Genomic DNA, 21,286 nt, shown 5'->3' on the forward strand with positions numbered 1-21,286 from the left:
AAAAAAGAGAAGTGCAACAAATACTTAAAATTGTGTTGCAAAAAGCTTTTTTTTATAAAAAATATGCAAAAAAAATCCTCAAAGAACTGCCGGCAAAAACAATTTTTTTGAGGAGAATTTTATCCTATAAATATTAAGAAAGTTATGATAGTATGATTTGATGTCTGATAAGGCAATCAAAGCATTTTTTTGACTTGATTGTAATCTATAAAATATTTTACGCTTACTGACAAAACATGATTTAAATCTTCATTATTAAGCAGGCTTGTATAATTATTACCAAAATCTTTATTAATTAAATTGTCATATTTTGCGGCATTACTCCGGTATAAAAGAGTTAATTGACTTCCGGGAGCAAACCACCAGTTATAAGATAAATCCAAATTCCAAGTATTTAAATTTTGATTTTTATTCTCGATGTAAGTGTCATTGGAACTTAATCTTCCGTTTTCTTCTAAATTATAAAAGTTTAGATTCTCAGTATAAGACCAATAATATCTTGCAGAGAGGTCAAAATTCATTTTGCTGTTTAATGAATATTTTCCATTGATATTGTTGGTGTAATTTACCACATTTCTGTTGGCATAAATTATAGTATTTGGAGGTAAATCATCGTTATTGGAACTGCTGTCTACATATCCTTTGTTGTTGTTTTGACGGAAGAAATTAAACTGATAATTTAACGCAAAGCGGTCATTGAAACGGTATCTTGGACTTAAAAAAAGACCATACGATTTTCGGTTATGTTCATTCAATGCTGAGAACGAAGGTTCAAAATCAAAGGCAAATTTGTTGTTGTAATTTGTTGATATAGAAAACCAGCTTCCAAATCGGGTAGGGTCGATACTGAATCTTCCTTCAGTTCTAGGTTCGTAGTAATTATAGGTTTCTACTGGGCGGAATTGCAGTCCAAATCCAACATAATGATTCTTTTTGGTTGTTGTGTTTACATTCCAATTGATTTCGTCAGACTGCACTTTACCCGTTTCTTTCTGAAATTGGGTATAAGCATTAATATTGGTGTTAAATGAATTGAATAATTTTGTTGGATTAAGAATTCTGTAGCTCGTAAAACCATTAAAACTGTAATAATTAGTTTCGAAAATAATGCCTAAATCGTTATTATCAAAGTCTTTTGTGACCAAGTTGGCGCCAAAATTATATCGGTATTTCCCGCTGGTTTCTGCAAAATTCAAAGTGGTATTGATTCCGTCTTTTTTTTCTTCAATGTCATTTACATAGCTGTATTCAAAATTACCAGATAAATTATAAGTGTTTTTTGCCGTGTTTAAATCCCAGACCAAAGCCGAAACGTTTCCATCTCTAAAAGAGCCATCTCTTGTAACATTGGTATTTACAAAAGTCAGTGATGAGTTTTTGTGAAAGCGCTGATCAAAAACCATGACATTGTAATTAGTAAGTGGTTGTACTAAAACGCGGCGTGTTTCCTGAGTGATGGTGTCTTTAATTGTTGCATATGTTTTTTGTGTAATAGCATTCAAATATCCAATTCCTAACCCGCCTTTAGTTCTGCCTGAAATTTTGGTAGCGTTATAGAGATCGACAGCTGCAGGTTTTTCTATTATTTTTTCATTAGTATTTTTTTTTGGAGAATAAGAAGGAGCTCCGCCTATTCTTCTGGAATAGAAAAGATTTCCTTTGCTGAACAAATCGGTTCCTTCGGTAAAAAAGGCGCGGTTTTCGTTGAATTGCTGTTCGAAAGGACTTAAATTCAAAATACGGTCATCATATTTGGTCTGCCCAAAATCGGGAATCAGCATCGCATCAAGCGTGAAAGCATCGTTTATTCCGTATTTGATATCCAAACCGCCTTTTAATTCACCATACGTCTTTTGTTCAGCATTTGCATAAGTGTAAAAAGAGGCGTAAGGCAAAAAGAAAAGCCTTGTAGGGGTTTTTATGTTTTCGATGCCCTCGACAGTTCCATTCTGCTGGGTAAATGTTCCTATTTTAGTATCGATTAAATTCCATGAATATTTTTGGCGGTCTCTTCGTATTTCTCTAAAAAAGTTAACTCCCCAAGTCTGTCTGCTTTCGCTTGAAAAACGGAGTGCTGCATAAGGAATCTTCATTTCTACAGTCCATCCAAATGTTGTGATTAATGCTTTACTATCCCAAACTGCGTCCCACGAATAATCCTCTCCATTGCTGTCAGTTGCCAGACAATCGGCCTGTCCATCAGCCGCGTTTACAAAAAACTGAAAATTTTGCTGTCCGTCGTTATAACCATTAATGAAAACACCAAAAAAATCAGCAGCGCCAAATTCATCTCTTTTATTTATTTCTCTTAAAATTTTATCAGGTTCATTATCATACATTAAAGCACTGATATATATGGCCTCATTGTCATACAGAACTCGAACTTCAGTTCTTTTATTTTCGGGAATAGCCTTGCCGTTATCAGGCTGAAACATAATAAAGTCTGTGGCAATAGGAACTGACTGCCATATTGCTTCGTCTAATTTACCGTCCAAAGTAATTTTTTCGGAAGTGAATTTGGTCTGCAAAGATTTCTTTTGCCCATAAAATAATGTGCAGAGTAATAATAAAAATAGGGTGTAACGATTTTTCATTAATAGTGCTGGTTATAAACGTATTATCTTTTAAATCTGGGTTTTTATTTTAATAAACTGCGAGTTAAAAGATTGATGTATTTATAGACTGCCGAATGGAAGTAATGTTACAGTTTTTAGAAAAGAATGATTAAAATTTGTTTTTTATAACATTATAGTCAATATAATAACGTACGCTTAAGGATATTATATTGGTTAAATTGCTGCTGAAAATATCAGACAAGTTGTTTGAGATATTTTTTTCAACTTGATTAGTCTGTTCCAAGGCATAATTGCGGTACAGTACAATTATTTCGCTTCCGGGAGCGAACCACCATGAATAGGAAAGATCTAAATTCCAGGAATTGAAGTTTCTGTTTTTGTTAAGATTGTAATCGGGATTTGGAGTGAGACTTCCATCCTCCTGTAAAGTAAAAAAATCATGATTATCAGCATATGACCAATAATAGCGGGCATCTAGATTTAATGCCATTTTGTTGGTTAAGGCAAATTTTCCAGTGACAACATTCGAAAGTATTTCTCTGTTTCTTTCTGCGAAGACTATACCGTTAATGTCATACCCAACAAAACCTCTGTCGTTTTTTCTGTTAGAGTATTCTAAAGCATATTCTAAAGAGAATTGGTTGCTGAATCTGTATTTTGGATTGATATAAATACCATAGGTCTGCCTGTTCTCTTCATCGTATTTTGCAAAATTAGCAGTCGCATCTATTGTAAAGGCATGGTTTCTGTTCCATTCGAATCCAAAGTACGAATATATTCTCCTAGGGACATATACATAGCGGCCATATTCTCTAGGTTCATAAAAATCATAAGTTTCATGTGGCGAATACAATATAGAGAATTCGTAATACGTATTATTTAAAGAAGAGGCTTCAATAGTAGTTTTTAGATAAGCTTCTTGTGTTTTGGCAGTTGTATTTTGAATTTCTAAGTTTGCTTCCTGCTTTATTTTGAAGGTGTTAAAAAATTTTGTTGGATTCAGGATTCTGTAACTGATATTGCCATAAGCCGCGTGATAGTTAGTGTAATAAATCAATCCAAGATCATTGACATCATAATCTTCGGAAATGTATTTTCCTGAAACCTCATATCGAATTTTTCCGCTTGTTTTTTCAAAATTCAGAGCAGTTTTATATCCGTTGTAATCTTCATAAGTATTTATAGTACTGTATTTAAAATCTCCATTTAAGCTGTAACTGTTCTTTTTTGTATTTAAGTCAAATAAAAGCCCGCTAACGTTTGCATCTCTGAAGGTTCCGTTTCGAGTAGTATTAGTATTGATAAATGTTACCGACGAGTTCTGATTAAAACGCTGGTCTAACACAACTATATTGTAATTAGCAAGCGGTTCAATTACTTCTTTTCTTACTTCCAAAGACATAGTATCTTTTATGGTCGCAAATGTTTTTTCTGTTACAGCATTTAAAAAACCAATTCCTAATCCTTTTTTGGTACGCCCGGATATTTTAACTGCGTTGAGCAGATCTACAGTACTTGGATAATCGGTTATTTCTTCATTATCTTCCAGAGTTGGTTCTCCCGTAGGGAAGCCTCCAATTCTTCGGGAGTAGAACAGATTTCCTTTTGAAAACAGCTCAGTTCCTTCAGTAAAGAAGGGCCTGTTTTCATCTAATTTTTGTTCGAAGGGTTCTAAGTTTAAAATAGCATTATCAAATTTAGTCTGACCAAAATCAGGAACTAAAATAGCATCCAGCGTGAAAGCATCATTGATTCCATATTTAATATCGAGACCGCCTTTAAATGTATTGTCAGACTGGTTATCATCTTTTTGATTATAAAAAGATGCGTAAGGAATGAAGAAAAGGCGGGTAGGGGTCTGAATATTTTCGATTCCTTCTAATAATCCATTTTGTGTAAGTTCTGCACCAATTTTGGTATCTATCAGATTCCAGGAATAAACCTGTATGTTGCGTTCTATGTTTCTAAGGAAATTGATGCCCCAAATCTGTTTGTTTGAACTTGGAAATCTTATTGCGGCGTAAGGAATTTTTATTTCGACATTCCAGCCTGTGTCTGTAATAACAGCTCTGCTGTCCCATATTGCATCCCAAGAAAAATCTTTATAGTCTTCTGTTGCTACACAATCTAATTGAACGCCAGCAGCAGTAACATAAAATCTAAAATCTTGCTGTCCATCATTAAAACCATTGATGAATACTGAAAAATAATCGCTGACTCCAAAAATATCTCTGTTTGTAATTTCTTTTTTTATTTTTTCCGGTTGATCATCATACATGACCGCATATATATAAACAGCATCATTATCATAGAGGACTTTCACTTCGGTTTTTGTATTCTCGTTTATAGGTTTGCCATTATCAGGCTGATACATGACGAAATTGGCCGCTGTTTCTGCTGATTTCCAAGCTTCTTCATTCGATTTGCCATCAATAGAAATTCTCGAAGTAATAGAATTCGTATGAAGAATTTTCTTTTGCCCATAAAATTTGATGCAGCTTAAGATTGTTAAAAACACAAGAAAATTACGAGATATAATCATAAAAAGAAGTGATTTGTAACAAATATAGATAATTTTGATATAAAAAATCCATTTTATAGTAAATGTTTTTGTTTGAAAAAGTCGACTAAGTGTTAAAGTTTATCGATAAAATACATTTTATATTTTGATAAGTGATTATTAATTGTACTTTTGACACCCCTAATTAATTATAATGAATAGATACACAGTAGGTTATAAGTCGATTTTGGCGTTGGTTATTGTTTTTATTATGTTTTCATTTACAGGAAAATTAACTAACACGCATAAAAGTATTACAAAAAAGAAAATTGCTTGGGTTTTGAAATCTAATATAGATGTCAAAATTGAAAATATTTACAGTTCACTGCAGGCAAATCGCTTTGAATTGCCAAATCTAGTATGTTTTGGTGAAGCTTTGAAGGGGTTTTACTCTTTGAAGGAAAAAGGAAAAATAAAAAGCAATATTTTGACTCTTGTTGACTTTAGTTTGTCATCAAATGTAAAGCGCCTTTGGATTATTGATCTCTCCAGTAATATGGTTTTATTTCAATCATTGGTTGCTCACGGACGAAACACAGGAGATGAATTTGCTACTAATTTTTCAAATACTCCCGAATCATTCAAAAGCAGTCTCGGTTTTTATGTAACCGGAGAAGTATATAATGGCAAACATGGTATTTCTTTAAAATTAGATGGTTTAGAAAAAGGGATGAATGATAATGCACGCGACAGGGCTGTTGTTATTCATGGTGCGGATTATGTTTCGGATTCTTTTATAAAAAATCATAAAAGATTAGGCAGAAGTCAAGGATGTCCTGCGGTACCGGTACAGTTTGCTTCAGAAATTATTACGATGATAAAAGGTCAGACCTGTTTGTACATATATCATCCTTCAATTAGTAAATCAAAAGAAAATAATAATTTAATTTCGTAATTGAGCATATAGATCAGCATCCAGATTGTAAATGTCTTTTCTAAAAATCAATTGGTTATCTTCACTCCACGCTGTCCAATACCATTGGTATATTGAATAGCGTTTTTTTATGCCTATAAACAGCGTTTTTTTGGTAGTTACAATCGAGTCTATTTTTTCTCTGGAGTACTGTTTTGGATTGTCTAATATTAACTCGACTAGTTCTAGAGGTTCTTCTACACGTACACATCCAGAGCTTAAAGAACGATTATTGCGTTCAAATAAATTACGATGATTGGTGTCATGGAGATATACGCTTCGTTTATTTGGGAAGTTAATTTTTACTACTCCAAGAGAATTATAATAGCCCGGTCTTTGTACATAGCGATAACCATTAGGTCTTTTTTCATTCCATTTTAGAGGATCTACTTCGTTGTTTTTGGAATCATAAATTGTGATGCCTTTATTTTTTAAAGCGCTCCTGTTCTTTATCATTTCAGGTATAAGATCTTCTTTTAAAATGGTTGGAGGAACTGTCCATGTTGGATTAAAAACGACCGTTTGTAAAACAGAGGTTAATACAGGCGTTTTTCTTTTAATTCGGCCAACAACGATGCGTTTAGTCATGGTTACGTTCTGGTCTTCGACTACATCTAGACTGTAATTGGGTATATTGATCAATACATAGTTTTGAGCGAATGATTTTGAAAACCATCTCCAGCGTTCCAGATTGGCTATGATTTGATGTTTTCTCTGTTCTTTGGTAAAATTTAATGCCTTTATTGTTGATTTGCCAATAATTCCATCAGAAATTAAACCATGACGGGCCTGAAATTTTTTCATGGCTTCAGCAGTCTTTTCATCATAATGAGATGTGATGCTGTCATTACTTTCTAGGTCTTTCCAATACAATAGTTTTTTCTTGATAGCGATAATAGCTGGATTGATGCCGTTAGGTTCTATTTTTAGCAGGGTGTCTATTGGTTCGGTTTTATCTTCTGGGAATTCATTAATGAGATGCAGTGCTTTTATTAATTTTCCGTAGGTCAATGCTCTAGGCTGGCATTTTTGTATTTCACCTGCTAAAGAGTCTTTTTCTATGGCGTTATTTAAAACTGATTTTGTGTCCAATTCATTAATGCGTAAATCCCAATTGCTATAAATTTTATTGGGGTCCAGTTTTCCGTTATGAAGATGAGTAAGGTATTTTTGAATGTTGTAAGTTAGCAGTAAATCGTAATTTATTTGTTCCGATTCATCCAGTTCTGTGAATTTTTTTTCTAATTCCTGCAATTTTGAAATATTGTAATCTGACGGATTCAGTCCTTCTGAGTCGCAGTTTTTAATGGTTTCAAGAATGATTTTTCTGTTTTTTTCTGCTTGCCATACAGTTTGATTATCTCTGGAATTATAAAAATCGGCAAGGGATTTGTTTTTATAAGCGCTGATCATCAGTGTATCTATTTCAATAATATCTCCTTCCTTATCATTAGAATTGGAAATTGTGAAAGTTTCTAAATCAATGACAGGTTGTTTTTTGCAGCTTACAAATATTAATAAGACAATAAATAAGTAATATTTATTCATTTCTACTTTTTGCTTTTTTATTATTACTCAATGCTTGTATTTATACAGATCATTATGAAAATGAAACTTATGTAAAGCATTACTTTTTATTAAATAGCTGTTGATGATTTGGGGATTTATCAAATAGCTATAGTAAATGCTTCTTTTGAATTTTACTTTATCTAGAAAAAACGATGTTTCATGTATTAGTAAATTTTCAGATGCAAAGATGCTTCAATTATTTCGAAACAAATAAACAATTCCTGTTAAATTTTTAAAATGTATGATACTGAGATTGTTTTATATGAGTGTCTATTTGTATTTTTTGATTAACTACTTATTTTTTTGATAAAATTAGAACCAAGGTAGATGTCAATGAAAGGCATCTGTGTTTTGTTTTGCTGAATTTTTTAAAAAAAGTAAAAGCATAACTTTTTAGTTTTAAAACGGTTGTAAATATTATTGAAAAATGTCCATTTATTTTTGAAAAAAAATTTGCAATTAACTGTTTTTATTATTTATCTTTGCACCTCAATAATGCGAAAGTAGCTCAGTTGGTAGAGCTCCAGCCTTCCAAGCTGGTTGTCGCGAGTTCGAGCCTCGTCTTTCGCTCAAGAATCAATTTTTTGATTTAAGGGTAAATTTTAATGATTAATGCGAAAGTAGCTCAGTTGGTAGAGCTCCAGCCTTCCAAGCTGGTTGTCGCGAGTTCGAGCCTCGTCTTTCGCTCCAAAACCTCAAATTTTATTTGAGGTTTTTTTTTGCTCCAAAAACATCTTTTTAACCATTAAGATATTAAGAGTTTCAAAAACTTAATTATTCTTAATATCTTAAATGGTTTATTTTTTTAATTTAAAAAACTCAAATCAGTTCCGGTTTCTAATTCTTGGGGTAATTGGTTTTGCCTAAACAGACGGGCTTGTAAATTTCCTCTCAAAGTAATTTTTTCTCCTTTTACATCCAGCCAGCTTCCTTCTCGAAGTCCTAAAACTGGTAACGAATTAAAAGCATGAAACTCTTTTATTCTTGTTTCCCTTGTTTCTCCCATGTGTTTAGACTGATCGTCAGGATCTAAATAATGCGGATTCAGATTGAACGGAATTAATCCAAGTGTTTGAAAACTTGGCGGATAAATTATAGGCATATCATTTGTTGTCTGCATCGTTAGTCCGCAAATGTTGCTCCCTGCACTTGTTCCTAAATACGGGGTGCCTTTTTTAACAGTTTCGGCAAGTATATTCATGAGGTCATTTTTGTACAATTGAGTAACCAGCAGGAAAGTATTGCCTCCTCCTGTAAAAAAACCTTCGGCATTTTGGATGGCTTCCTTTTGATTCTCAAATGTGTGAATGCCTTTCAAAACTATATTTATTTTAGCAAAAACTATTGCTGCTTTTGAAGTGTATTCATCATGTGTAATACCTCCTGGCCTTGCAAATGGTATAAATAACACCGTTTTGCAATCCTTAAAATGTAACTGTAGTTCTGGTAATAAATAGTCTAAGTATTCTCCATTATATAAAGTTGAAGTACTGGCAATAATGCAATTTTTCATTTTTTTTATTTGTAAATATTCATTGTAAAGGTATAAAATGATTGCTTTTTAGTATGTTGATACAGTATTTTAATTAACAAACTTTTACAAATGCATTAGTAATTATTTTGGATAGGTTTGAAATACTTTTACATTTTGTAGATGAAGTTGGGATTAAGTTTTTTTTGTATATCACCTAACAGATTGCTTGTGAAGAATAATTTTACTTTTTGCTTTATTTCTTTTTTTACTGTTCAGTTTGCCATTTCTCAGACAAATGTTGAGAAATGGATAAAAGGACAAGTTACTATTAATAATGTATCTCCGGTAGAAGGAGTAAATATTACAAATACTTCCAGTAAAGTCATGGTTGTTTCTGATGCTTATGGCCATTTTTCTATTCTTTCTAAAGAAGGAGATATTCTAAGTTTTTCAGCTATTAATTATGAGCCTTTGCGGAAGTTTATCAACAGGCAGGAATTTAATTTAGGAAGTATTACGGTTAATCTGACTCTAAAAACCATTGAATTGAATGAAGTGGTAATCAATAAACATTCGGACATAAGTGCCGAAAATTTAGGTATAATTTCAAAAGATCAAATCAAGTTGACTACTGCCGAAAGAAGACTGCAGACTGCCGGAGACTTTAAACCGATACATTTGTTGGCTTTATTAGGTGGTAAGCTGCCTTTTGATCCAATTATAAATGCTATAAACGGGAAAACAAAAAGGCTGAAAAAAGAAGTTTCTGTCGAAAAGAAAGAGATTTTGATGGTGAAAATAGAAAATTTATTTGAGAATCAGTATTATATAGAACCTTTAAAAATCCCCCAAGAACTTATTAAGGGTTTTCAATACTATTGTGTTGAGAATCCAGATTTTGCTAAATCTTTAAACGATAACAACAAAACATTGTGTAAATTTTTAATTGTGGGATTGGCTTCTGAATTTAATGAAAATCAGCTGTACAATGAAAAATAAAGTAATTGTGTTTTTTATTTTCTTGGGACAATTTCAGTTTATAGGCGCTCAGACAAATGTTGAAAAATGGATAAATGGACAAGTTACTACCAATAATGTATCTCCGGTAGAAGGAGTAAATATTACAAATACTTCCAGTAAAATTATGGTTGTTTCTGATGCGTATGGCCATTTTTCTATTCTTTCTAAAGAAGGAGATATTCTAAGTTTCTCAGCTATTAATTATGAGCCTTTGCGGAAGTTTATCAATAAGAAAGAATTTAATATTGGTAGTATTGCTGTCGACTTAACTCCGAAAAGGATTGAACTGAATGAAGTGATTGTTAATAAGCATTCTAATATTACTGCCGAAAATTTAGGAATAATACCAAAAGATCAAGTGAAATTAACTACTGCCGAAAGAAGACTGCAGACTGCCGGCGATTTTAAACCTATACACTTGCTGAGTCTCTTGGGTGGTGCTTTAGCAGTAGATCCTATCCTGAATGCTATCAGCGGAAGAACCAAAATGCTTAAAAAAGAACTTTCTATCGAAAAAAAGGAATTTTTGATGGTCAAATTAGAGAATTTGTTTGATGATAAATACTATATAGAAACGTTAAAAATACCAGCAGAATTTATAAAAGGATTTCAGTATTATTGTATTGAAGATGTTGATTTTGCAAGGTCTTTAAAGGATAAAAACAAAACGATGAGTATGTTTTTGATAGTTGGACTGGCTTCGGAATTTAATAAAATGCAGCTACAAGATAAATAATAACAGGTGATTTCTATCGCCAAATTAAGAGATTATACTAATGAGAAATAATTTAATGGTATTGTTTGTTTTTGTGAGTCAGTTTCATTTGCTGAATGCCCAGAATAATGCCGAAAAAAATATAATAGGAACTGTAGTTTCGGATTCAACAAAGCTGGAAGGCATCAGCGTGATTAATTGCATGAATAAAATGATGACAGTTACTGATAGAGAAGGCTGTTTTTCTATTCAGGCGAAGGAAGGTGATATTCTGAATTTTTCTGGAATTGATTATAAATATTTGAAAAGGTATGTTTACAAGTATGAATATAGTTCTGGATTCATGGAAGTAAACATGGTCTTTAATAGTGTTGAATTGAATGAAGTTGTTATAAATAAAGATGCAGGTATAAATGCAGAAAATCTGGGAATAATTCCGCACGGACAAATTAAACTGACACCTCAGGAAAGAAAGCTGTATGCTAGTTCGGGCGGTATCCTGGGGATTTATAGTTATCTGTCTGGGGAAAGAGAAATGCTTAAAAAGAATATTGAAGTCGAAAAGAAAGAACTGCTGATGAAAAAGCTGGAGTATTTATTTCCCAATAAATATTATATAAAAACTTTAAAGATTCCGGCGGATCTCATCAAAGGGTTTCAATATTATTGTGTCGAAAATTCTGAATTTGCAAAATCATTAAATGGCAAGAATAAATCAATGAGTTTATTTCTAATGACTAATTTGGCTTCGGTTTATAACCAAAAAAGATTCGAAAATTAAGGCTGGAAATGAAATTTTAAGCTGCGGGTATTGATTTTGAAAATGTCTGAAAGGTTTCTGGGTAAAATAATTAACATACATGAAGGCAAAGTTTTAAATAAATGCGTAAATTTAATAGTTAAAAATAATGTAGTTTTGACTATATGAAATCTTTAAACGTGTTAATGCCTTAAGTAGTTATAAATGAGAAATATATTAAAAATACTGATTCTGTGTTTGAGTTGTCAATTCTGTTTTAGTCAAATGCTGACTCGAAAAACGCTGCATGGAAAAATAGTTAATGAATCTTCTTCCATAGAAAGCGGGCTGGTTTTTAATATAAATTCACATTCAGGGGATTTGGTTGATAATAAAGGATTGTTTAGTATCTTGGCCAAAGTTAATGATACTTTGCTTGTTACCAGTCTGGGGTATAAAAGTGAAAAAATTGTGATTAAACAAACTGACTTTTCTTCATCGTTTTTCACTATAAAATTACACGCCGTAGCGAACGAATTGCTTTCAGTCGTGGTCTATGCTAAACATGTGCCGCATACCGAATTCGGGAGCACTCAAAAAATTGTGGATACCCAGTATTATGATGATGCACAATCTTCTCCAAATAATATTACGATGATGCCGTCTGGAACTGGAGATCCTAATGCGATGGATGTTATTAGGGTTTATAATAAAATCTTTAAACATTTATTTAAAAGTAATCCTGAAAAGTCTGATTTTGTTTCGGATGTAACTTTCACCAGTGTTGCTATGCATAGTGTGAGTTATTCATTTTTTACAGATAAGTTGAAAATTAAAGACGATCAGATTGGACTTTTTCTGTTATATTGTGAAAATGATCCAAAGTCTAAAACTCTGCTTGATCCTAACCAGCAATTTGAGATTATGGATTTTTTAATCAATAAATATGATGCATACAAGCATATTGCTTCTGTAGAAAAATGAAAAGAGGAATAGTTGCGGGATTGGTAATATTTGTTTTGGTCTTTTCCATGAGCAGCTTTGATATGCATAAATTTTATATGGCGATTTATCAAATCAATTATGCATCCGAAAAGAAAATGTTGCAGGTTACAACTCGAATTTTTGTCGATGATCTAGATAAAGCATTGGAAAAAAAATACAATAAAAAGTTTTTTTTAGGAACAAATAAAGAAACTGCAGAATCTGTTGATTTATTGAAAAAATACTTAGCAGAGAATTTTTATTTGAAGGTTGACGGACAGTCAAAAGCAATGAATTTTTTAAGTAAAGAAATGGATGGCGATGTGCTGGTCTGTTATTTAAATGCCAAAGAAATCTCAAAAATAAAGACGATAGAAATTAATAATTCGGTATTAATTGAAAGTTTTCCTGAACAGCAAAACATTGTGCATATAAATGCATTTAATATCAAAAAAAGCTTTCTTTTCACTGAAACTTCAACGAAAGAAGTGTTAAAATATTAGAGGTTAATACGTGTTTTGTTAAAAAAACGCTATTTTCACCGCTTAAACGCAACTCTAGTAATAATTTATGAGAAAATTTTCACTATTATTTATTCTTCCAACTGTTTTATTGGCACAAGAAAAAGTGGTTACTCCTAACGTTAAAGAAGGAAGTAAGTATGATACTAACAAGTTTAGTCAAATGTATGATTTATTGGCAACGCCAAATATGTTTCGTACAGCTTCAGGTGCGCCTGGCCCTGCATATTATCAGCAGCAGGCTGATTACAAGATTGATGTAGAACTTGATGATAAGAAAGCTAAATTGAGTGGCTCTGAAACAATTACCTACTACAATAATTCGCCTGATAATCTGGAGTATTTGTGGATACAGCTGGATCAAAATCAAGGTGCGAAAAACTCTCAGTCACCATTAGCTGAAAATAAAAAAATAGAAGCCGTTTTAACTCCTGCTAAATTTACAGAGGAATATCTAAAACAGGATCCAGAACGCGGCTTTAATATTGAATACGTAAAAGATTCGAAAGGAAACTCAATGGCATACACCATCAATCAGACTATGATGCGTATCAATTTGGTTACTCCTATGAAGCCAGGTGAAAAACTTGTGTTTTCTATAAAATGGTGGTACAATATTAATAACTATCAAAAAGAGACTGGCAATGGCCGTTCTGGCTATGAACTGTTTGAAAAAGATGGAAATAGATTATATGTTATTGCCCAGTTTTATCCTCGAATGGCTGTTTATAATGATGTTGAGGGCTGGCAGAATATGCAGTTTTGGGGTGGCGGTGAATTCGCCTTGCCATTCGGTAATTTCGATGTCAATATAACTGTTCCTGCAGATCACGTTGTAGATGCTACCGGAGAATTACTCAATAGAAGCGAAGTTTTTACTGCTGAGCAGGTGAAAAGATATGAATTGGCTCAGAAATCTTTTGATAAACCTGTGGTTATTGTAACTCAGGCAGAAGCTGAAATAACAGAAAAAGGATTTTCAGACAAGAAAAAAACATGGAAATTCAGCGCTAAGAATGTTAGGGATTTTGGAATTGCCAGCTCTAGAAAATTCATTTACGATGCTATGGCAGTTCAGTTGAGTAATAAAGTAGTGATGGCTGAATCGGTTTATCCAAAAGAAGCTAATCCGCTTTGGGGAGAAACATCGACAAAAACAGTTGCGCATACATTGAAAAGTTATTCTTCCCATACTTTTGATTATCCTTATCCAAAAGCAGTATCAGTTTCGGCTGCAGATCAGGGAATGGAATATCCTATGATTTGCTGGAATTTTGGGCGTCCAGATGAAAATGGAGTGACTAGTGAACAAGTAAAAAACGGAATGATTGGTGTTGTGGTTCACGAAGTAGGGCATAACTTTTTTCCAATGATTGTTAACTCAGACGAGCGCCAATGGACTTGGATGGACGAAGGATTGAATTCATTTATGGAATATATGGCAGAGCAGGAATTAGGAACTAATTTTCCTTCCCGTCGTGGTCCAGCCAAAAATATTGTTCCTTACATGAGCGGCGATCAAAATTTTTTAGAGCCTATTATGTCAAATTCTGAAAGCATTCATCAATTTGGAAATAACGCATACGGCAAACCAGCAACGGGTCTTAATATTTTAAGAGAAACTATTATGGGGCGCGAACTGTTTGATTATGCTTTCAAAATGTATGCAAACAGATGGAAGTTTAAACATCCAACGCCGGAGGACTTTTTTAGAACAATGGAAGATGCTTCTGCTGTTGATTTGGATTGGTTTTTTAGAGGCTGGTTTTATACTACAGACTTCGTAGATATTGGAATCAAAGATGTAAAACAGTATTATGTGACCGAAACTCCAACTGTAGCTTTGAAAGATGCTAAAATTAATAAAAAACGTTTTGGTACAGAAAAGGGACCATTTGTATATTTGGTTGCTGGAGATAATGCAGAATTAAATCCCGATTCGAAAAAATCATTGAAGCTGGAAGAAGTAAAATTGCTTTCAGTTTATGTTGATCAGAATATTACTCCAGAGGAAAAAGCGAATTTAAAAAACCCTAAATACTTTTATGAAGTAGAATTCAATAAGCCGGGAGGAATGCCAATGCCGATTATTGTCCAAATTACTTATGAAGATGGAGCTGTAGAAAATTACAAATATCCAGCACAGATCTGGAGAAAAAATAATGTGACTGCTAAGAAAGTTTATGCTGTTGCAAAAGCTATTAAACAAATTCAGATTGATCCAAAATTAGAAACTGCCGATATTGATGTAACAAATAATACATGGCCGAAAGCAGAAGTAAAATCAAAGTTTGATTAATTAAGAAATACGATATTAATTTTCTGAGACGCTGCGTTTCTAAGATTTTGAAAGCTAAAAAAAGCTTAGAACCTTAGAAAATTAGCGTCTCTTTTTTTAAGACAATTTTAAAAGACAAAGTTTTAAAATTTAATATCTTTGCTTTATTAAATGAAAAAATTATGTTTGGAATAGGAGGAGGCGAATTAGTTTTTATTATGTTTATCGTATTGATGCTTTTTGGATCTGATAAAGTTCCAGAAATGGCGCGAACAATGGGGAAAGCAATGGCACAGCTTAAAAATGCAACCAACGATATCAAAAGTGAAATTCAAAAAGGAGCCGAAGCCAATGGTTTTGATCAAAAGACCTTGAATGAATTGACAGGCGGTATTAATTCGGAAATTAATAAAGCTAAAAATAGTCTTTTGGGTGATACATCTAGTGCATTTAATGGCATTGAAGATACTTTTACTTCCGAACTCAATAAAACAAAAGAAAGTGTAGCGAGCGGTACAACAAATCAAGATGGTTCCTCAATTTTAGATGATATAACAGGACCAGTAAAACGCCAAATGTAATGCTGGAAAAAATACTTGCTTTAGATACCCAGTTGTTTATTTATCTTAATAGTTTAGGATCCGAAAGATATGACGCATTGTGGCTGATTATTACCAAACAAGTCAATTGGATTCCCTTTTTTTTACTATTATTTTATCTCATTTATACTAAATTAGGTCTCAGGAAAACAGGTTATTTATTATTATTTGTAGCCGTTCTTGTATTGGCTACCGACCAAATTACAAACCTCTTCAAATATACATTTCAACGTGCAAGACCTTGTAATAATCCCGAAATAAACACTATTATAAGAGTAGTTCAATCGCGTAGTTCTTTCAGTTTTTTTTCTGGACATGCGGCTAATACTATGGCTGTTGCGACTTTTTTATATTCTATATTTAAGAAGCAGTTTAAGTATTTTGGACTATTATTTCTTTGGCCGTTAATCTTTGCTTACAGCCGTATTTATTTGGGCCTGCATTACCCGCTGGACATTCTTTCAGGGTATCTGTGCGGATTTATTTTGGGATATCTTATGTTTAAAGGATACCAATTTACTCAGATAAAGTATTTTCCACTATAAATTAAGCAGTTTTTTCAGTTCTGCATTTCATCTCGATTTAGAAATTATTTATCGTTATGTTTCTGTACATCTTCCTCTATAAAACTCTGCTAACAGTCAGGCCATCACGAATAGGAAGTAAAACAGTTTCTATTCTTGGGTCATTTTTAAGAAGCAGATTGTATTCTACTAGAATTTTGGTGCTATTGTCATTTGGGTGTATTGGTTCAAGTACTTTACCGCTCCACAAAACATTATCCGATAAGATTATACCGCCTTTATTCATTTTTGGAAGAATCATTTCATAATAATTAAGGTAATTTTCTTTGTCTGCATCTATGAAAACTAAATCAAATTTTAAATCCAGATTGGGAATAATTTCAATGGCTTCGCCCAGATGCTGTACAATTTGTTTTCCCCATGGCGATTTGTCAAAATGCTTGCGCTGAAAATCAACTAATTCTTCCTTAATGTCAATGGTATGCAGCTGTCCATTTTCCTGCATGCCTTCACATAAACACAAAGCTGAATAACCAGTGTAAGTACCAATTTCCAGTATATTCACAGGCCGGATCAATTTGGCCAGCATGCTCAAAACACGGCCCTGAAAATGGCCGCTCAGCATTCGCGGTAATAATATCTTCTGATAGGTTTCTTTGTTTAAAGCAGCTAATAATTCAGGTTCTTTTTCAGAATGCTGCTCAATATAATCTTCTAAATCTTGTGAAATGAAATGCATTTGTTCGTTATTGAATTTGATGCAAAGTTATTCATTTAACATTTATAAAAAAGGAGTTGTATTTTGATTTTATATTTGCAGTATTTGGTCCAAAACGAATTATTATCATTTAAAGATTCACTTTTACCTGAAAAGTTCTTATGAAAATCAAAATCATAGCCCAGATAGCAGTGGAAATCCTTTTATTTTTTCCTTTAAAAAATAAAAGATTGTAACGGATAGCTGGAAACAGCTCCAAATTTTGAAAAATATTCGATATAACGATTGTTTGGGTTGAGAGTCCTTTTTAGGATCAGTTTTTTAGAATCTGTTTTAAAAACAAAAATCCCAATAGAGCACATTGTCTTTAGGATTTATATTGTGTAATTGAAAATAGAATTTATATTTTATATAGGACAAAATGAATTACAAACTCATTTTTTACCTTGATGACACCACCCATTTTTGTTGGTGGTTCAAGTCCTAAATCGGTAAATTTTACAGCTACAGTTCCATCAAGAAATTCTTTTGTATTGGTGAGGCTGAGGTTTTGGTATGAAAGTGTTTTGTCAGTAATACGTAAATTTAAACTGCATTTATAGCTGTTTCCAGAAGGCTTTATGTTGCTTATGGTGACAGTACTTTTTGGAAATTCCTTCACTTTGATTGTCGTTTTTAGATCTTTGTTCATAATCCTGTTGCCACAATCAAAATTGTTAGTTGAGATTTCAGATTTTAAACTGTTTTTTGTAGCCGAGTTTAAATAAATTGTGTCTCTGAAAGGATGCGGACAGTTACACTTGTATTTGCCTACTGTGGAATTTCCCAGAATTTCTATTTTTATCTGGTTAATTATTATAGTATTTGAGTCTGTAAACAAAGAAATGGGTTTAGCACTCCCTAAAAAAAGGAAAAGTGCTAAACCTGTTACTATAAAAATTATTTTTTGTTTCATATTAGAAAGTGATGGCTGCTTCAAACATTATTCCATTAAAATTACCGCCGTACAAATCGTTTAAGCTGTTTGTGCCGTATTGTGCATAGTCAGAATAATTTTGGTTTGTATAGGCTAATTTAGCAATAATATTTTTAGTCATAAACCAGCCTAAACTAGATTCAAATCTGTTTACTTCTACCTCACTTGTGGCATTAGACAATTTACCTGATACTATATTGTATCTAGCTCCTACATAGAATTTTTCTTCTTTCCCGAATCGGTACACTAAATCAGCAGCGTATTGATCTACTTTACGGGTTTCGTCAGTTCCTTTATGATCTCCACCGCTGGTAAATTCAAGTGTTCCGAAAAATTCAAGCCCTTTGTATTTTACAAATGGGTTAACCATAAATGCTGTATACCAGTTTCCGTATCCAGGACTGAATCTGCCTGTTGTAGCATTTTTCTCTGGGTCAAAGTTGTTTGGTACAGGAATTGCGTTGTAGTTATAGTCTTGGTGAGACATAACCCCAAAATAACGGCTTCCGGCTCTGTCTGATCCCCAAGGGTTTGAACTCATGTTTGCGTTATGATTATATGATCCTGTAATCCTTACTCTCAAATCTTTATCTAATTGTTTATCGTATCCAAGTTTTGCCAATATAGTTGGACTTACTGTTGTGTTTTGGTTTGGAGAGGTTGGAGTTGCAGATTCAGAAACAAATTCGGCAACACCTTGATTTAATTTACCGTTTGTGATACCAATCATGCTTACTAAGCCTTCTCTTTGGTAGTATACTTCCATTCCCATGTCAGTTTGGAACGAGTCCATGATATTGGCTTCAATAAAAGGATTTAGGAGTGCGTTACCGTTATCAGTTCTTCTAAAGTGAGAATCCCCGTAGTTATTTTCCATTTGTCCTATTTTGATGGTGGTATATTTCATTATATCCTCCATGAATCCTTTTTGAATGAAATCCAGTTTGTCAATTTGTAAATAACCGCCTTTTACCCATGTTTCGTTATGATGTCTTGAAGCAAGGTAAAGGTCTAGATTCACGCGTACTCCATCAGCTAATTGAGCACCAAAAGTCAAGTTTGCGGCAGGTAAATTGAAGTTGTTTTCCAGGCCGTTAAGTCTGTAATTTGTAATTACTGCTCCGTTTGAAGCTGTATATGATCCTTGCTCTTGGTCATTAAATGATTTTAAACCTTGGAACTGCATAGCAAATGCGCCTCCTAGATCAACACTCATACCTTCATACTCAACGTCATCTTTCTTAACATCAAACACGTTCAATCCGTCTTTGCTCCTCGGTATCTGATTCTGCATTTTTCTAAAAGATACTTGTTGCGCATTAACGGCAGTAAAGGACAATGCTCCTGCTAATAAAAATATTATTTTTTTCATAGTTGGTTATTTAAAGTTTAAGTTAAATTTCACAGTTAAGTCTTCACCTGTTTTTATTGTTCCAAGCATTGCTGTTGGAGATTTCATTCCAAACTGTTTGAAAGTTATCTTATTGGATCCCTGAAGTGAAACAACTCCATTTGCCACAGTTGATTTTACCTGTGTTTTTATTTCTTTTGCAACACCGGCTATAGTATAAGTACCAGTAAGATTCCAAGTGGTTTCGTTTACTTTTTCGGCAGACTTTAAAACATATTTAACGTCTTTATTTGCTTTTGTTTTTAATGCTTCATAAGCAACTTTGTCCATGCTTTTTTTTTCGCTTTTTATTGTTTCGGCAGGAAGGGTAACTGATAAACTGGTAATCTTTTCTAATTTTGAATTAGTTATAGTTAAATTTGCTGTCCCAGTTGCTGTAGCTGATTTCATTGTCCAGTCATGCATGGTTGAAGTTCCTGATACAGAAAAATTTGATGGTGCACTTAAAGTGTAATTTTTTTGGGCATTTGCAGTGAAGACCACTCCAAGCATTACAAGAACGGCTGAAATTTTTTTAAAAAGTGTTTTCATGATTTTTTTTAAATATTAGTTAGTAATTGCGGTTAAAATATATTGGTTATATTATAATTAAATTAACAAACAGATACGTTCATAAATATGAATGCAAGCTTAATCTTGTTAATGCAAATAAAGAAAATATTTTATTAATTGCATGCATCGGATATTAATATCTTTTTTTTGAAAAAAAACATTCTATGTAACTATCGAAAATACTGATATTGCTTTAAGATATAGTTGCTCTTTTGTTATTAAAATGTAATTATATTAAATTTTAAAAATTAATTAAGATAATTTTCCTTCATGCATTTACTGAAAATACTTGTACTGTTTGTAGGTGTTTTTTGATTTGGGTAGAAACAAATTTAATAAAAGTAATGATAAATATCATAGGGAAAATCAAATTAATTACATATTCACTGCTGTTTTAACAGTTTTCTGTCCTTTCATCGATACTTTTAAATATTTTTTTTATGCTGAAATTATAAAAACTAAAGGATTTTTAAATTTCTGAGCAGAGAATTTAAGGTAACTCTTTAACGTCTAAAAAAAAGGTTTTGAGACTTATTTAAAAACAAAAAACCTAATAAAAAACGCAGTGTTTTCTATTAGGTTTATATAAATGTGAAGTTACGAAATTACCCTTTGTGTAAATTAAAATGAATTATAAAATCATCTTTTACTTTAATGATACCGCCCATTTTTGTCGGAGGTTCAAGAGCAATATCTGAAAATTTAACTGCAACGCTTCCTTCAATTGATTCTTTATTGTTTTTCAGAACCATATTTTGAAAAGAAAGAGTTTTGTCAGTAATTCGAAAATTTAAGGTGCATTTGTAATTGATTCCAAATGGCTTTATGTTGGTTATAGTAACAACGCTTCTTGGATATTGGGTAGCTTTGACTGTGGTTTTTACATCTTTATTCATGATTCTGTTGCCACATTCAAAGTTATTCATTGAGATTTCAGACTTCAGGCTGTTTTTGCTAGTGGAGTTCAAATAAATGGTATCTCTGTAAGCAAAGGAATTGGAACAATTGAATTTTCCCACTGTGGAATTTCCAAGGATTTCTATTTCAAGTTTGTCAATAATTATGGTATTGGAATCAGTAAAAAAGTAAATGGGTCTAGCACTTCCCAGTATGAAGAAAAATGCTAAACCCATTATTATATTAACTAATTGTTTCAT

The 21,286-nt window shown here is 32.6% G+C and carries 18 protein-coding genes and 2 tRNA genes; 11 read left to right on the forward strand and 9 right to left on the reverse strand.

Annotated features, from left to right (window positions below; genetic code table 11):
- Positions 1 to 176 precede the first annotated feature (176 nt).
- Together C8P67_RS06755 and C8P67_RS06760 are read right to left on the reverse strand one after the other, a co-directional pair.
- Positions 177 to 2,594, reverse strand: a complete 2,418-nt coding sequence (locus C8P67_RS06755) for a DUF5916 domain-containing protein (protein ID WP_115811656.1) — start codon at positions 2,592 to 2,594, stop codon at positions 177 to 179.
- Between the two features lie 130 nt (positions 2,595 to 2,724).
- A complete protein-coding gene (locus C8P67_RS06760; protein ID WP_115811658.1) occupies positions 2,725 to 5,118 on the reverse strand; it encodes a DUF5916 domain-containing protein in 2,394 nt (797 codons plus the stop codon).
- Positions 5,119 to 5,290: 172 nt separating this feature from the next.
- On the opposite strand from C8P67_RS06760, the gene C8P67_RS06765 reads away from it, so the two are divergent.
- Positions 5,291 to 6,031: a murein L,D-transpeptidase catalytic domain family protein gene (locus C8P67_RS06765; protein ID WP_170141422.1), complete on the forward strand. Its 741-nt coding sequence runs from the start codon at positions 5,291 to 5,293 to the stop codon at positions 6,029 to 6,031.
- On the opposite strand, the gene C8P67_RS06770 is transcribed toward C8P67_RS06765, so the two are convergent.
- The gene (locus C8P67_RS06770; protein WP_115811660.1) at positions 6,020 to 7,597 is read right to left on the reverse strand and encodes a L,D-transpeptidase family protein; all 1,578 of its coding nucleotides are present in this window, start codon (positions 7,595 to 7,597) and stop codon (positions 6,020 to 6,022) included. The two genes, C8P67_RS06765 and C8P67_RS06770, sit on opposite strands and share 12 nt — an antisense overlap.
- 518 nt (positions 7,598 to 8,115) lie before the next feature.
- Between C8P67_RS06770 and C8P67_RS06775 the strand changes: the two genes are divergently transcribed.
- Together C8P67_RS06775 and C8P67_RS06780 are read left to right on the forward strand one after the other, a co-directional pair.
- A tRNA-Gly gene (locus tag C8P67_RS06775) sits at positions 8,116 to 8,188 on the forward strand.
- A 44-nt stretch (positions 8,189 to 8,232) separates the two neighbouring features.
- Positions 8,233 to 8,308: transfer RNA gene (locus C8P67_RS06780), tRNA-Gly, on the forward strand.
- A 115-nt stretch (positions 8,309 to 8,423) separates the two neighbouring features.
- Here the strand turns inward: C8P67_RS06780 and pepE are convergent.
- A complete protein-coding gene (gene pepE / locus C8P67_RS06785) occupies positions 8,424 to 9,131 on the reverse strand; it encodes a dipeptidase PepE (RefSeq protein ID WP_115811662.1) in 708 nt (235 codons plus the stop codon).
- A 189-nt stretch (positions 9,132 to 9,320) separates the two neighbouring features.
- Between pepE and C8P67_RS06790 the strand changes: the two genes are divergently transcribed.
- The 8 genes from C8P67_RS06790 (at position 9,321) to C8P67_RS06825 (ending at position 16,493) form a co-directional block, all read left to right on the forward strand.
- Entirely contained in the window at positions 9,321 to 10,091 is a 771-nt protein-coding gene (locus tag C8P67_RS06790; RefSeq protein WP_170141423.1) for a carboxypeptidase-like regulatory domain-containing protein, read from the forward strand.
- Entirely contained in the window at positions 10,081 to 10,848 is a 768-nt protein-coding gene (locus C8P67_RS06795; RefSeq protein WP_115811975.1) for a carboxypeptidase-like regulatory domain-containing protein, read from the forward strand. Before C8P67_RS06790 ends, C8P67_RS06795 begins: the two co-directional genes overlap by 11 nt.
- A gap of 40 nt (positions 10,849 to 10,888) precedes the next feature.
- A complete protein-coding gene (locus tag C8P67_RS06800; RefSeq protein ID WP_115811666.1) occupies positions 10,889 to 11,608 on the forward strand; it encodes a hypothetical protein in 720 nt (239 codons plus the stop codon).
- 183 nt (positions 11,609 to 11,791) lie between these two features.
- Positions 11,792 to 12,550, forward strand: a complete 759-nt coding sequence (locus C8P67_RS06805) for a hypothetical protein (protein ID WP_147298204.1) — start codon at positions 11,792 to 11,794, stop codon at positions 12,548 to 12,550.
- Positions 12,547 to 13,053: a DUF6702 family protein gene (locus C8P67_RS06810; RefSeq protein WP_115811671.1), complete on the forward strand. Its 507-nt coding sequence runs from the start codon at positions 12,547 to 12,549 to the stop codon at positions 13,051 to 13,053. The genes C8P67_RS06805 and C8P67_RS06810 overlap by 4 nt, the downstream gene beginning before the upstream one ends.
- A 67-nt stretch (positions 13,054 to 13,120) precedes the next feature.
- A complete protein-coding gene (locus C8P67_RS06815; protein ID WP_115811673.1) occupies positions 13,121 to 15,370 on the forward strand; it encodes a M1 family metallopeptidase in 2,250 nt (749 codons plus the stop codon).
- A gap of 161 nt (positions 15,371 to 15,531) precedes the next feature.
- Positions 15,532 to 15,930, forward strand: a complete 399-nt coding sequence (locus tag C8P67_RS06820) for a Sec-independent protein translocase subunit TatA/TatB (protein ID WP_115811675.1) — start codon at positions 15,532 to 15,534, stop codon at positions 15,928 to 15,930.
- Positions 15,930 to 16,493, forward strand: coding sequence for a phosphatase PAP2 family protein (locus C8P67_RS06825; RefSeq protein ID WP_115811677.1), 564 nt, complete (start codon positions 15,930 to 15,932; stop codon positions 16,491 to 16,493). The genes C8P67_RS06820 and C8P67_RS06825 overlap by 1 nt, the downstream gene beginning before the upstream one ends.
- A gap of 76 nt (positions 16,494 to 16,569) precedes the next feature.
- On the opposite strand, the gene C8P67_RS06830 is transcribed toward C8P67_RS06825, so the two are convergent.
- The 5 genes from C8P67_RS06830 to C8P67_RS06850 all read right to left on the reverse strand — a co-directional run bounded on the left by C8P67_RS06830 (position 16,570) and on the right by C8P67_RS06850 (position 21,286).
- On the reverse strand, positions 16,570 to 17,211 hold the full coding sequence (locus C8P67_RS06830) for an O-methyltransferase (protein WP_115811679.1): 642 nt from the start codon (positions 17,209 to 17,211) through the stop codon (positions 16,570 to 16,572).
- Positions 17,212 to 17,590: 379 nt separating this feature from the next.
- Complete coding sequence (locus C8P67_RS06835; protein ID WP_115811681.1) at positions 17,591 to 18,145, reverse strand: hypothetical protein; 555 nt, start codon at positions 18,143 to 18,145, stop codon at positions 17,591 to 17,593.
- Position 18,146: 1 nt separating this feature from the next.
- Entirely contained in the window at positions 18,147 to 19,538 is a 1,392-nt protein-coding gene (locus tag C8P67_RS06840) for a hypothetical protein (RefSeq protein WP_115811683.1), read from the reverse strand.
- Between the two features lie 6 nt (positions 19,539 to 19,544).
- Complete coding sequence (locus C8P67_RS06845) at positions 19,545 to 20,108, reverse strand: YceI family protein (protein ID WP_115811685.1); 564 nt, start codon at positions 20,106 to 20,108, stop codon at positions 19,545 to 19,547.
- 626 nt (positions 20,109 to 20,734) lie between these two features.
- Positions 20,735 to 21,286: a hypothetical protein gene (locus C8P67_RS06850; RefSeq protein WP_115811687.1), complete on the reverse strand. Its 552-nt coding sequence runs from the start codon at positions 21,284 to 21,286 to the stop codon at positions 20,735 to 20,737.

Source organism: Flavobacterium aquicola (assembly GCF_003385115.1).
GTDB lineage: Bacteria > Bacteroidota > Bacteroidia > Flavobacteriales > Flavobacteriaceae > Flavobacterium > Flavobacterium aquicola.